This is a genomic window from Microcoleus sp. FACHB-SPT15 (assembly GCF_014849525.1).
Lineage (GTDB): Bacteria > Cyanobacteriota > Cyanobacteriia > Cyanobacteriales > Coleofasciculaceae > Symplocastrum > Symplocastrum torsivum.
The window spans coordinates 124235-136235 of sequence record NZ_JACJNU010000029.1 but is presented as its reverse complement, the minus strand read 5'-3'; the positions used below and the strand labels follow the sequence as shown (position 1 = coordinate 136235).

Below are 12001 nucleotides of genomic sequence, written 5' to 3'. Positions count from 1 at the left end.
GTTTCCGGAGCTTAGAATTATTTAATATTCCTTAATAAAATAAGGATACGGCGAGAGTCTGGAGAAGTAATGGCTAATATCAAATTTGTCAAGGAAGACCAAGAGGTCATTGCTGCTGATGGAGCTAACTTAAGAGAGAAAGCTCTGCAAAACGGCGTTGATATCTACACATTCAGGGGAAAAATGATGAATTGTGGAGGTTATGGTCAATGTGGTACTTGCATTGTTGAGATTGTGGAAGGGGTGGACAATCTTTCCCCTCGGACACCAGTAGAAACACGAAAACTAAAGAAGAAGCCTGATAGTTACCGCTTAGCTTGCCAAGCTTTAGTGAATGGTCCAATAAGTGTAAAAACAAAGCCGTGAAACTCAACTAAGATAGCTGCGATGCGATAAGAGCGTTAATGATATCCTAATAGAGTGGGCTAAAAACAATTTAGAGGCACTGATTCAATGCAAGTTAACGATTTAGGGTTTATTGCCAGCATTCTATTTGTGCTGGTTCCCACAGTTTTCCTGTTGGTTCTGTACATCCAAACGGCTAGCCGCGAAAGCAACAAAAATTAAATTAATTACAATCTGCCGTTAACAAAACCCCCATTCCTGGCTTTAAGCTAGGTGGGGGTTTTTGTTGCGCTTTGGGACTACAGATTAGGGGCTGGTGGCTGGGAAAGAATTCTTATCCAAAAGAAGTTGCGTACAATCGCTAATTCATTTACCCCAATCACCAATCTCCAAAGCTAGGTTTAATCAAGCGTGCGTGCTAATAAAACCGGACAGTTGGCATATACCCGGACGTAGTCTGAGAGAGAAGATCCCAATAATCTATCCAAATCGGGTAGAGTTTTAGCGATCGAAGGACGGCGATCGGGAGAACCAAGAATCAACAAATCCACGTTCATTTCCTCCGCCAATCGGCAAATTTCTTGCCCTGCCTTACCACTACTATTGATACAACGGTAATCCACCCCTTGCTTTTTCGCTTCAGCGGCGGCGGCGGCTAAAACTGGATCGTCTTCTGCATTCGTTGTGGCTTCGCTAGATTTGCGACTATCAGGGTTAACATGAACCAGAGATAGCTTACTACCATTAATGTTTTTGAGGAGTGATAGGGCTAAGTTTAAGCTTTGTTTAGCTGCATCAGATTTATCCATTGCCACCATGACGTGCCTAACTTTTTTGACGTAAGTATCGTCTTTCACCAACAACATGGGGCGGGCTGACAATTGGAAAACGTACTGGCTAACTGAGTTTTGCAAAATGGATTCTAATCGCTTTAGCCCTCTAGAACCCATAATAATTAGGTCAGAATCCTCTTCGTCAGCGACTTGGAGTACTACGTCTTTGGGGTCTCCCTGTTTGAGACGAGGGGTGATTCGGCTGGGGTCTATTTTTAAAGACTTGACAGCCTCTGCCAGAATCTTGCCTCCCTGTTCCAACTTAGCGGACATGGCTTCGGCTGTGACTTGAGGAGGTACAACGTGCAAGACGGTAACTGATGCTTTTTGCATGAAGGGAACCTCCATTAGCATATTGAGCATCTCTTCACACAGTCCCCGACCAGCGACGGTTAGCAAAATTTTTTCAATCATTACTTCAAGTAGTTGTAGTTGTTAATGCAAGGACTTACACGGTTGGGAGAAACGACTAAAGGAGAGTTGCTGGAATCTTTAGAGTTTTGCTTCCCTATTGAGGTGCCTAAATCCTGTAACTGTTTATTGTGTTCAGCCTTCATAAGAATAAGGATACTTTTGATACTGCTGGACAAATTTGACAATTTATTACTTAACTATGGCAATTGCAATATTACTTAATTGTCTAGTGTGAGCGATTCCTGTTGGCATCACCTATAATCATCGCTTCGCTAACACTACATGATTCCTCAAAGGTTGATGACTGAGCGTTCTTCATCGTTACCACCAGGACTTGTTCTCCGTCGTGCCTCTGCTAAGGATATTTGGTCGATTCGCAAATTAGTCTTGTCTGAAAAACTCGACCCAACCCAATTACGCTGGCAGCAATTTTGGGTGATTGAATCTGAGGGACATCTGGTGGCTTGCGGACAGTTGCGTAACTTCTCTGGCGCACAAGAACTCAGTAGTTTGGTGGTTGTACCCGCTTGGCGTAAGCGTGGCTTAGGTATTTTTCTCGCGAAGCATCTAATTCAAGAGGCGACTTTGCCACTTTATCTCGAATGTTTGGGTCAGAAACTGGCGATGTTTTACACCCGTCTAGGTTTTGCAGCAGTCTCCTGGCAGGATTTGCCGCAATCTCTCAAATTCAAGTTTGGCTTGACGCAATTAGGTAAGTTATTGAAAATTCCTGTAGTAATTATGCAGTATCAAGGGCTTCCTAGATAAATTTTGCTCACTCCAAAGCGTTCGAGCGTGTTTTGCCCAGATTTTCAGCAAAAACGAGTAATGCTGATCGTCGTACTGCTTGTTGTGCTTTTTGCAATCGCCTTCGATGGCAAGCCACAACGAGTGCAGTTGTTGACAAGTCGAGCAATTCTGAATCTGATAACCAACAGCATTGCGCCACTGTTGCAACTGGCGATAACTGATGAATTGTCCGCCTCGATCTTGCCGATGGACAAACACTACATATCCCCAAGATTCGACACGTAATATCAGGTGTTTGGAAATCTTCAGTAATTGCGCGATGCAAGTGATACTAATGCGGAATTTTTGAGCAGGTTGAAGGCGACGAAATAGATTAGTCATGATTCATGCCCTTGCTCAGTGTAGACTTTGCCTCTGTCATAAAGACAGACAAAGACGCTGCCATTGTGGGGGACTTGATGCCATCCAGCCCAAACCTCTAGTAAAGAGGTAGAACCTGATGCCGAGACTACAGTATTGTCTACCCCAGTCAGGGCATACAGAGAGCGGTAATCGTCATCATTAACGCGAATGGCTTTAAGTATCGAGCGAATCGCTTGGCTATCTGTAATTAGCTGCCACCCCTTTTCTCGAAAGGTTGCGGGGTCTAGCTTTTTCATCTTGCCAGTCTGCGGTGTTGGTATCATAGACCTATCCTTCCCACGTAAGTGGGTTGTGTTAGGAAAGGCGATCGCCCTCAAGTTTTCCAGGCTGTGGGGTGATCGCTCTTATACGCCAATTTTGATTAAATATGCAATTGCATATTCTGTCAAGGATAAAATGGGGCTAGTTAGGCTGCGAATTCGAGAATTAGCTACTGAGAAGGGTTGGACATTAAAGGAAGTTGCCGAGAGATCGGGAGTAAACTACAGCACAGTCGCCAGCTACACCCGGCGGCAAGCGATGGCAATGACTGACTTCACGGCAATCCAAAAGCTAGCCCGTGCATTTGATATTCCAATTGAAGATTTGGTTGAAGTTCTGGAAGAGTAGATGAAGTGTGTTTCTCTTCAGGATGTATCGGTATGGACGCTGTGTGATCGCCCTCTTAGTCTTGCTTAAGGCGATCGCATTTTCTCTTTATCAGGAGATTGCTGCAAGGGTTTCTGTATGAAATCGTATTCAGGAGTTATTCTGAGTTGTATGTTGGAGAACTAGCAATGCCTACGAAAACAGTTGATGTGCGTGAAGCACAGGTGAGCTTTAAGGAGTTATTGTCTTTAGTGGTTGAAGGTACGGAGATTGTACTGACAGAAGGTAGCACTCCGCTTGCCCGTCTAGTACCAATTGCCTCACCAACTACACCACGTATTGCAGGGTTACACACTGGAGCAATCTGGACAAGTGATGATTTTGATGAGCCTTTACCTGAAGAATTCTGGATAAGGGAGGCATGAAGTTACTGCTGGATACCCATACTTCAATGAAGCGCTAGAAATTGCTGAATCAGACTTCGCTGACTACTTACCGAATTTAGAAGACTATGAGGAACGTCTTGCTCGTGGAGAAATTCAGTGGTAGCAACGCCTCCAGCTAGCTTTCCTCTCTTAATCTTTGGGTGCGATCGCAATCCGAAACCCCAGTGCATCCAGAAATTCAATCAGACTATAAATTTCAGCACCTTTTGTTTCTAACAGCATCTTGTCAAGTTTCTCATAACGCTGTTTAGCTTCTTCCGAGAGATTGTTCATCTGCTCACTCGCTTCCATCACCTCTTTGAGAGCCGAACGGAGCAGTTCAGGTTCAAAACCTTCTTCGTCCAATTCCAACATAACCCCAATATAACCAGCAGCCCTTTCAGGAGCTTTGAGAGATGAAATCAGATATTCGCGGTAGCTCCTACTTCTTTGGGTTTTCACTTCTTTCATAATCTCTCCAATATTCCCTCGCTCGAAGAATGTCCTGTTGTTGGGTACTTTTATCTCCGCCACATAGGAGAAGTACTATCACTGAGCCTATTTGCCCAAAATAGACGCGATACCCCGGACCATAGTCAATTTTTAATTCATAGACTCCTTCTCCAACTGAGCGATAGTCTCCCAAATTGCCTGACGCAATTCGCTTGAGTCTCTTCTCGATTTTATCTATGGCTCTAGTATCTCGCAGAGCATCAAGCCATTCTTCAAAAGGGCTTCTTCCATCTACTGTCAGATAGTTCTGAATCTCTCTTGGCTGGGCATCCACTAAATTGATTGTCAACAAACACGTCATCGCTTAATTTACAGGAAAGCGTTAACGCATCTTCCTCATCATGCCATCATCAATTAATCTTTGAGAGCGATCGCAAAAAGTTGCCCCAAGAAGTACTAGTCCAGCAAGCAGCAACCCAGAAAAACACGTTTGAGTAGAATTCTCCTTCTAACTGAACTGTTGGCAGCATTGTAGAAACTGAGCGGGAATTTCTGGATGCTCACCCCAATGGAGATGAACATAGGAAGCATGTAGCTGATGCACTTGCCAGCCTTCAGTTGCTACCTTACCCTGCTCTTTCTGGTTATATCTCCGTGTCTCAAACAACGGTTTCTCAGGCATTACTGTCAACTGAGAGTGATGAAACTCGTGCCCCCAAACTGTTCCACCAACACTTAGCAGAGGACTATCTTGCAGAGCAGTTGCTTGCCGATATCCTACAGTCAGACGCTTCTCCATTACTGTTGTTGTCGGCAATACTCCCACCATCGACCAGGACTGGTTCTCGTAATCGGTAATGTTTTCACACAAATACATCAATCCCCCACACTCAGCATAAGTCGGCATTCCCTGAAGAATTGTCCTTCGCACTGACTCACGCGCACTGGTATTTTCCGCCAGTTGTTGAGCAAAGACTTCTGGAAAACCACCACCGAAGTACAATCCTTGGACATCCGTAGGCAAAGCCGTATCTATAAGTGGACTCCAGAAAACTAACTCAGCACCTAGTTGTTGCAAGATATCCAGATTGTCCTGGTAGTAGAAACTAAAAGCGCGATCGCGTGCAACTGCGACTCGGATGGAAATCTTGGGTTCTTCCTCCACCTCTAAGACCCCCCTTAATCTCCTCTTGCTAAGGGGGGGAGCAGAAGCCGTTGAATTTGGGCTTCCCCCTGTTACTAAAGGAGATCCCCCTAAATTAGGGTTAAAAAGGGGGACTTTAACTAAATTCTCCCCCCTTTTTAAGGGGGGTTGGGGGGGATCTAAATTTAACAGGAAAGTTTGAAAACACTCCCTATGAACAGTAAGCAACGGCAACAAGCGGTCCCAGTCAAAGCAACTATCTCCCAGATCGGCAAGTCGCTCAATCAAGACATCCAGTTGAGGCATTTCTGCGGTGGGAACTAAACCAAGGTGCCGATCAGGAATCGTGATGTTATCCTGACGCCGCAGCACTCCCAATACCGGGAGTTGCAAAGGTTCCAGGGCATCTTTAAGAAGTTCTAAATGGCGATCGCTTCCCACCCGATTCAATACCACACCCGCTAGCTTAATCCTAGGGTCAAAGGAGCGGTAACCATGTGCGATCGCAGCTACCGAGCGAGACAAACGACTACAATCCAACACCAACAGCACAGGCAGTTGCAATAGCCGTGCCACATGAGCTGTACTTGCCCAATCATCCTGCCCCGATGCCCCATCAAACAATCCCATTACCCCTTCAATCAGGGCGTAATCTACTCCCTCAAGATGACGGGCAAAACAGCTCCGAACATAGTTTTCCGAAGTGAGTACTGGGTCTAAATTCCGGCAAGAACGCCCCGTGACTGAGGCGTGAAACATCGGATCGATGTAATCTGGACCCACTTTGAATGATTGAATCTTCCGATGTTGGCGAGACAAAGACGACAGTAGGGCGAGCGTGACAGTCGTCTTACCCACCCCACTACGTTCTCCAGCGATGACTAAAGTCATAGTTATTGGTTATTGGTTATTAGTTATTAGCAAACAACAAACAACAACCAACAAACAACAAATAACTAACTCGCTAATTCGAGAATCTGAGCCGTCAGCGCCAGACTTTCTTTATAAAGTACATCGCTGCCCCAACGTTGTAGCTGCTGGCTCAGTAAGAACTCAGTTTTTTGGTCAAATAAAGGTGTTACCTGCTGAATGCGGCAAGATTGGGCACCGCCACCCGCCTCCATCCGCATACAACCCGTCGTTTCTGAACAGAGTACCGTACAGCAGTCTGCATCATTATTGGTCGAACCCAAGCGCAAGCTGATTAAGTCGCCAGGAACCTCACCCACATCTGCGATTGGAATTCCTGCCAACTCTGCTTCAATGCTACGTTGGTCAGGTGTCGTGAATTTAATGCGCCGGATGTCATAATCCCCACCCTCTTTTTCATAGGAGGTAGGATGCCACTGGAGCCGACTCGCCAGCCAACCCAAATACATCAGTGCCTGAGCCTCGTTGCCCTTCTCGTAATCGATAGTGACGCGATCGACTTCTTTAAGAGCCTCACGACGCTCTGGTGGGTCAAAAGCAGCAGCGCTTAACTCTTGCCACGCCGCTATCCGCCGCCAGTTGATGTCAGCCATCGGCATTCCCTGTTCCAGAAGGGTGTGTACTCGCATCAAATCCACTTCAGCGGTATTGAAGGTACTAGAGTCGATGATGACACTATTGCTCAGATCGGCTAGCCGCTTGAACAGACCATAGTCTACGTCGGGTGTTGCCTTCCACCAGATAAACTTGGGAAGCTCACCAATCACCAACTCTGAAATCATTCCTGCATTGCGTTCCAGCGCCGCTGCTGTGCCTCGCAGAGTGATGTATTCACAACAGATGAGTGTACTTTGGCTGTGCTTCTGAATCGGACAAGACGCAGAAACCTGAACTGTAACCCCTTCATCTTCACCAGCGGTTGGGCAAAGGGCGATAATCCGGCAGGGATTAGCTGCCGCGATCGCATCAGCAATTCCAGAACTTTCAAGATCTGGAGAATACTGTAGCCGTTCATCTCTGGCTGTATTTGCGGTCGCCCCGCTCTTCATTTTTTCCGTATATTCCTCGTGCAGTTTTGCCTTAGTAGAGGCATCTGCATAACCTGTCCTTGGCAACCCGTAAGCTTTTTGTGCTGCCTTGAGGGCAGACACCATCCGGGGGCCAACAATACCGTCAACTGGACCCGAATAAAAGCCCAGTGCTGCCAATAACTGCTGGGTTTCTTCGGGTTCATAGACAATCAGGCTAAACGTTGATGCTCGTATAGCAGAAGGAATATCACTGTTGTCATCAGAAGAACCATAACTTCGCCAAATTTGGCGAAGTTCCGCCTCAATTTCACTTAAGGAAACATCTTTAGGCGGTTGTATAGAAACCAGAGGAGGAGATTGTGTTGCCATATTCAGTTATTCGTTGTTAGTTGTTGGTTGGAGAGCTGTTGCTCATTATTTATTAGTTGTTAGTTGTTAGTTGTTCGCTATTTAACGGCTTGTGACAACTCAACAATAAATACTAGTAAGAGACATTCCGCCGGAACGTCTTTACAGTCTGCGCCAGCGGCGTCCATCACGATTAATCAATTGCTCCGCCTCCGTTGGCTCCCAAGTTCCTGCTTCGTATTTGGGAATCAACGCTGGGTCAGTTCGTGCCTCCCAAGCCGCCAGTGCTGGAGTCACAACCCGCCAAGCTTCTTCCACTTCATCAGCACGGGTAAATAGAGTTTGGTCACCTACCATGCAGTCGAGTAAAAGGCGATCGTAAGCATCAGAGGTTGAGATGCCAAACGAAGAACCGTAGCTAAAATCCATATCCACCGTGCGGGTGCGTAGGTTGGGCCCAGGCATTTTTGACTCAAAGCGCAATGAAATTCCCTCGTTGGGTTGAATCCGCATCGTCAGCACATTAGGGCTAGCCTGCTGCGCCGCCGATTGAAAGATCAGATACGGCACCTCACGGAACTGGATTGAAATCTCACTCACCTTCTTCGGCAAGCGTTTACCCGTTCGTAGATAGAAAGGTACGCCTTGCCAACGCCAGTTATCAATTAGTAGCTTCATTGCTACATACGTCGGTGTAGTCGAGTTGGGGTCAACTCCAGGCTCCTCCCGGTAGCCAGGAACCTGCTTGCCTTTCATCCAACCGGCTGAATACTGACCCCGAACTGCTGAAACTTCTAGGTTATTGATGTCTGCTAGATGGGTTGACTGAAGTACCTTCACTTTCTCCGTCCGGATGCTATCAGCGTCTAGCGAATTGGGGGCTTCCATCGCCGTGAGGCAAAATACCTGTAGCAGGTGGTTCTGCACCATATCTCGCAGTGCACCAGAGGTTTCGTAGTAACCCGCTCGATCCTCAACCCCTACTGTCTCTGCCACTGTAATCTGAACATGGTCAACAAACTGACGATTCCACAGTGGCTCAAAAATGGCATTAGCAAAACGGAACACTAAGAGGTTCTGAACGGTTTCTTTACCCAAGTAGTGGTCGATGCGGTAAACCTGCTGTTCTTTGCAGACTTGTTGTACGACTCGGTTCAGCTTCTGAGCGGAACTCAAATCTCTACCAAAGGGTTTTTCAATGACCAACCGACTCTTCACTGGGTCAGTTAGCATTTCTGCTGCTCCCAGTTGTCGGATTGCTTCTGGGAAAAATTTGGGAGAAACGGACAAGTAAAATACTCTGTTACCTCGTGTTCCTCGTTTTCCATCCAGTTCCTCAAGGAGAGCTTTGAGCTTCTGATAGCTTTCTGGGTTATCAATGTCACCGGGACAGTAGTACAACCCTTGGGCAAAGTCTTCCCACATTTCCTCGGCTCCGATGCCTGTGGAAAATTGCTCAATGCCCTCGCGCATCTGCTCCCGGAAGTAATCGTGGCTCCACTCTCGACGCGCCACACCAACAATCGTGGTTTCCGGTGGTAGGCGGCGATCGCGTTTCATCTGGTAAATTGCTGGGACAAGCTTGCGTTGGGTGAGGTCTCCAGACGCTCCAAAAATCACCAAGATTGCTGGTTCCGGCGTCCGCTCCTGTTGCAATCCAACGCGCAGAGGATTTTCTAGCAGAGTCACCATAGGGTTGTTCGTCGTTAGTGGTTGGTTAGTGGTTAGTTGTTAGAAAGAGCTATTAGTTGTTGGTTGTTTAATGTTATAGGGAATTAACAACTTCTCTTGTCTAACAACCAACAACTAAAAACTGATTACACTGTCGTTGCCAAGTTTTTGACTTTGTCTTCTAGAGATGACATTAAGGACTCAAAGGGCTTAACAAACTTGGCAATGCCGTCATCAAGGAGTTCGTCCATCACCTCGTCCAGATTGATCTCGATATCAGGGTCTTTAAGAGAGTCGATCACCTTGTAGGCTTCTTCAACATCCGTTTCAATGCGGCTGGCAGGGGAACAGTGGTCAGCACAGGCTTCAATTGTGCTAGGTGGTAAGGTATTGACGGTATCAGGACCCACTAGCTCATCAACGTACATAACGTCGCTGTATTCAGGGTTTTTCGTACCTGTGCTTGCCCATAGTAGCCGCTGGACTTTTGCTCCTTTTTCTGCTAAGGCTTTCCAGCGATCGCTTCCAAAAATCTCTTTGTACTTCTGATAAGCAACTTTAGCATTGGCGATCGCGATTTTGCCCTTAACTGCCTTAAGCCGTGCCTCCATATTTAGGTCATCAACACCCTCAGAGAGTTTTTTGTCAAGGCGATCATCAATATTGCTATCAATCCGGCTCAAGAAGAAACTAGCAACTGAGGCAATTTTGCTGATATCCTGCCCTTGCTCTGCCCGCATTTCCAAGCCCCGAATATAAGCCCAAGCTGTCTCAACGTAGCTAGTTACTGAGAACAGTAAGGTAACATTGACGTTGATCCCGTGGCTAATCACTTGCTCGACGGCTGGCAAGCCTTTAGAGGTTCCTGGAATCTTGATCATTACGTTCTCCCGACCGATCTGTGCGTAATACCGTCGGGCTTCCTCGACTGTCTTTTCAGTATCGTGAGCAATGATTGGCGGCACTTCAATACTTACATAGCCATCGAGACCATTGGACGAGTCATAGATAGGTCTGAGGATATCGCAAGCATTGCGGATGTCATCAAACACTAGGGATTCATAAATCTCCTGAACCGATTTACCTGCACGGATGCCGTCTTCGATATCTGCGTCGTATACGGCATTACCGATGATCGCTTTTTCAAAAATCGCTGGGTTGGAGGTGATTCCTACAATCCCCCGTTCCTCAATCATCTGCTTGAGTTCACCGGACTCAATCAGAGTACGGCTCAGATTATCCATCCAGATACTCTGACCATACTGTTGTTCAATCTGAAAGATCGGATTATTTGCTGTCGATGTCATTAACTTGACTCCTGCTATTTGTGATCGTGATTGGCTGAGGGTTATTGATGAATCAACAACCAACAACAAGCTTCTAAGAACGAGCCATTACCGTTTTTTCTGACTCCCGTGCCCGCTCTTGAATAAAGGACTCTACAAGCGCAACATCCTCTTTACTCCCAATAAACAAGGGTGTTCGCGCATGGAGTGCTTCTGGCACTGCGTCCAAAAGATTCTGGGTTCCCGTACTCGCTCTACCACCCGCTTGCTCTATCAAAAAGGCAAGGGGAGCGGATTCATAGAGTAGACGCAACTTTCCTTCCGGTTTCTTCAACGTACCGGGATACAGGAAGACTCCACCCTGAGACAAAATCCGGTGAAAATCTCCTACTAATGCCCCACTATAACGGGCGGTATATCCTTCATGGCGATGGACATAACGAATATAGTTTCGGATTGACTCGTCCCACTGCCAGAAGTTACCTTCATTGACGCTATAGACGGGACCGTGGTCTGGCACCTTGATGTTTTCATTGGAAAGGATAAACTCGCCTAAGCTGGGATCAAGCGTGAAAGAATGAACCCCTGTACCAATTGAGTACACCAGCATTGTGCTTGGTCCATAAAGGACGTAACCAGCAGCAATTTGTTTATGCCCATTTTGTAGCAGATCACGGGCATCGCCGTCGATATCATCTCCTTCTTGCTTGCGGATTGAAAAAATCGCTCCAACATTCAAGTTAATGTCTACATTCGAGGAGCCATCAATGGGGTCATAGAGCAGGGTGTAACGTCCAATCGGGCAATTTTCCGGGATGTAGTAGGGTTTTTCCATTTCCTCGGATGCCAAGCGACAGACCAGACCGCTTTGCTTAAACACCGATATAAAAACATCATTGGCGTAGATATCCATCTTCTTGACAGATTCTCCCTGCACATTGACATTCCCTGTAAATCCTAACGCTCCTTCCACTAATCCGGCGCGGCTCAAGCGCCGAGAAATTAGCTTTGCGGCTAAGGCAATGCGACTCATGAGCGCACTGAGATCTTGTGCTTCTGTCGAAAAGCTTTGGAGTTGCTGTAGAACGTGCCGAGACAACGTTGTGCAGTCGCGATCCAGGGCGTACTCCTGAGCTACGGGCTGATCCACATCTGCCATAAGTTTCGTCCTCCCTATCGAGTCATGCACTCTTACCTGTAGGGCAGTTGCTCATAAGACTGCCTCAAGAAAGCTGAATGCTCGATCATCTTTATTTCTTATCTTAGGGAGGCATTGCCAATGAAGCGTCTAACTTTAGACGAACTATAGAAATCAAATCTTTACACTGCCTGTCTTGTCTAAGTGACTACCTGTGAGGTC

At 46.6% G+C, this 12001-nt stretch carries 15 protein-coding genes; 5 read left to right on the top strand and 10 right to left on the bottom strand.

The genetic code is table 11. The features are described from left to right. Window positions 1-69 precede the first annotated feature (69 nt). Window positions 70-366 carry a 2Fe-2S iron-sulfur cluster-binding protein gene (locus H6F98_RS09865; RefSeq protein WP_192218493.1) on the top strand — a complete coding sequence of 99 codons (297 nt, stop codon included), beginning with the start codon at window positions 70-72 and terminating at the stop codon, window positions 364-366. 87 nt (window positions 367-453) lie between these two features. Continuing rightward, window positions 454-567 carry a photosystem II reaction center protein PsbM gene (gene psbM / locus H6F98_RS09860; RefSeq protein WP_192218492.1) on the top strand — a complete coding sequence of 38 codons (114 nt, stop codon included), beginning with the start codon at window positions 454-456 and terminating at the stop codon, window positions 565-567. A 179-nt stretch (window positions 568-746) separates the two neighbouring features. On the opposite strand, the gene H6F98_RS09855 is transcribed toward psbM, so the two are convergent. Next, window positions 747-1592, bottom strand: a complete 846-nt coding sequence (locus H6F98_RS09855; RefSeq protein ID WP_192218491.1) for a universal stress protein — start codon at window positions 1590-1592, stop codon at window positions 747-749. A 300-nt stretch (window positions 1593-1892) separates the two neighbouring features. Here H6F98_RS09855 and H6F98_RS09850 point away from each other — a divergent pair, with 300 nt between their 5' ends. Further along, a complete protein-coding gene (locus tag H6F98_RS09850) occupies window positions 1893-2360 on the top strand; it encodes a GNAT family N-acetyltransferase (RefSeq protein ID WP_192218490.1) in 468 nt (155 codons plus the stop codon). Here H6F98_RS09850 and H6F98_RS09845 read toward each other — a convergent pair. Both H6F98_RS09845 and H6F98_RS09840 read right to left on the bottom strand, forming a co-directional pair. Beyond that, window positions 2310-2723 carry a hypothetical protein gene (locus tag H6F98_RS09845; RefSeq protein WP_192218489.1) on the bottom strand — a complete coding sequence of 138 codons (414 nt, stop codon included), beginning with the start codon at window positions 2721-2723 and terminating at the stop codon, window positions 2310-2312. The two genes, H6F98_RS09850 and H6F98_RS09845, sit on opposite strands and share 51 nt — an antisense overlap. Then, window positions 2720-3001, bottom strand: coding sequence for a hypothetical protein (locus H6F98_RS09840; protein WP_192218488.1), 282 nt, complete (start codon window positions 2999-3001; stop codon window positions 2720-2722). The genes H6F98_RS09845 and H6F98_RS09840 overlap by 4 nt, the downstream gene beginning before the upstream one ends. Before the next feature lie 160 nt (window positions 3002-3161). Between H6F98_RS09840 and H6F98_RS09835 the strand changes: the two genes are divergently transcribed. Next, window positions 3162-3374 (top strand): helix-turn-helix transcriptional regulator, encoded by a 213-nt coding sequence (locus tag H6F98_RS09835; protein WP_192218614.1) that lies wholly within the window; start codon window positions 3162-3164, stop codon window positions 3372-3374. Between the two features lie 167 nt (window positions 3375-3541). Then, window positions 3542-3778: a type II toxin-antitoxin system Phd/YefM family antitoxin gene (locus tag H6F98_RS09830; RefSeq protein ID WP_192218487.1), complete on the top strand. Its 237-nt coding sequence runs from the start codon at window positions 3542-3544 to the stop codon at window positions 3776-3778. Window positions 3779-3928: 150 nt separating this feature from the next. Here H6F98_RS09830 and H6F98_RS09825 read toward each other — a convergent pair whose 3' ends face one another. The 7 genes from H6F98_RS09825 to fbp all read right to left on the bottom strand — a co-directional run bounded on the left by H6F98_RS09825 (window position 3929) and on the right by fbp (window position 11800). After that, window positions 3929-4153, bottom strand: coding sequence for a transcriptional regulator (locus H6F98_RS09825; RefSeq protein WP_313929829.1), 225 nt, complete (start codon window positions 4151-4153; stop codon window positions 3929-3931). A gap of 67 nt (window positions 4154-4220) precedes the next feature. Continuing rightward, window positions 4221-4565, bottom strand: a complete 345-nt coding sequence (locus tag H6F98_RS09820; protein WP_192218613.1) for a type II toxin-antitoxin system RelE/ParE family toxin — start codon at window positions 4563-4565, stop codon at window positions 4221-4223. Between the two features lie 174 nt (window positions 4566-4739). Beyond that, a complete protein-coding gene (locus H6F98_RS09815; protein ID WP_192218485.1) occupies window positions 4740-6266 on the bottom strand; it encodes a cobyrinate a,c-diamide synthase in 1527 nt (508 codons plus the stop codon). A gap of 65 nt (window positions 6267-6331) precedes the next feature. Beyond that, complete coding sequence (gene opcA, locus H6F98_RS09810; RefSeq protein ID WP_192218484.1) at window positions 6332-7705, bottom strand: glucose-6-phosphate dehydrogenase assembly protein OpcA; 1374 nt, start codon at window positions 7703-7705, stop codon at window positions 6332-6334. Window positions 7706-7846: 141 nt separating this feature from the next. Continuing rightward, the gene (gene zwf, locus H6F98_RS09805; protein ID WP_192218483.1) at window positions 7847-9376 is read right to left on the bottom strand and encodes a glucose-6-phosphate dehydrogenase; all 1530 of its coding nucleotides are present in this window, start codon (window positions 9374-9376) and stop codon (window positions 7847-7849) included. A gap of 125 nt (window positions 9377-9501) precedes the next feature. Continuing rightward, the gene (gene tal / locus H6F98_RS09800; protein WP_192218482.1) at window positions 9502-10662 is read right to left on the bottom strand and encodes a transaldolase; all 1161 of its coding nucleotides are present in this window, start codon (window positions 10660-10662) and stop codon (window positions 9502-9504) included. A 73-nt stretch (window positions 10663-10735) separates the two neighbouring features. Continuing rightward, entirely contained in the window at window positions 10736-11800 is a 1065-nt protein-coding gene (gene fbp, locus H6F98_RS09795; protein WP_192218481.1) for a class 1 fructose-bisphosphatase, read from the bottom strand. Window positions 11801-12001: the final 201 nt, after the last annotated feature.

Bases quoted from the DNA above. Each gene is read 5' to 3' on its own strand.
- H6F98_RS09825 (WP_313929829.1), bottom strand. From the start codon at position 4,153: ATGTTGGAATTGGACGAAGAAGGTTTTGAACCTGAACTGCTCCGTTCG.
- psbM (WP_192218492.1), top strand. From the start codon at position 454: ATGCAAGTTAACGATTTAGGGTTTATTGCCAGCATTCTATTTGTGCTG.
- zwf (WP_192218483.1), bottom strand. From the start codon at position 9,376: ATGGTGACTCTGCTAGAAAATCCTCTGCGCGTTGGATTGCAACAGGAG.
- H6F98_RS09850 (WP_192218490.1), top strand. From the start codon at position 1,893: ATGACTGAGCGTTCTTCATCGTTACCACCAGGACTTGTTCTCCGTCGT.
- H6F98_RS09855 (WP_192218491.1), bottom strand. From the start codon at position 1,592: ATGATTGAAAAAATTTTGCTAACCGTCGCTGGTCGGGGACTGTGTGAA.
- H6F98_RS09840 (WP_192218488.1), bottom strand. From the start codon at position 3,001: ATGAAAAAGCTAGACCCCGCAACCTTTCGAGAAAAGGGGTGGCAGCTA.
- fbp (WP_192218481.1), bottom strand. From the start codon at position 11,800: ATGGCAGATGTGGATCAGCCCGTAGCTCAGGAGTACGCCCTGGATCGC.
- H6F98_RS09815 (WP_192218485.1), bottom strand. From the start codon at position 6,266: ATGACTTTAGTCATCGCTGGAGAACGTAGTGGGGTGGGTAAGACGACT.
- H6F98_RS09835 (WP_192218614.1), top strand. From the start codon at position 3,162: ATGGGGCTAGTTAGGCTGCGAATTCGAGAATTAGCTACTGAGAAGGGT.
- H6F98_RS09830 (WP_192218487.1), top strand. From the start codon at position 3,542: ATGCCTACGAAAACAGTTGATGTGCGTGAAGCACAGGTGAGCTTTAAG.
- H6F98_RS09865 (WP_192218493.1), top strand. From the start codon at position 70: ATGGCTAATATCAAATTTGTCAAGGAAGACCAAGAGGTCATTGCTGCT.
- opcA (WP_192218484.1), bottom strand. From the start codon at position 7,705: ATGGCAACACAATCTCCTCCTCTGGTTTCTATACAACCGCCTAAAGAT.
- H6F98_RS09845 (WP_192218489.1), bottom strand. From the start codon at position 2,723: ATGACTAATCTATTTCGTCGCCTTCAACCTGCTCAAAAATTCCGCATT.
- tal (WP_192218482.1), bottom strand. From the start codon at position 10,662: ATGACATCGACAGCAAATAATCCGATCTTTCAGATTGAACAACAGTAT.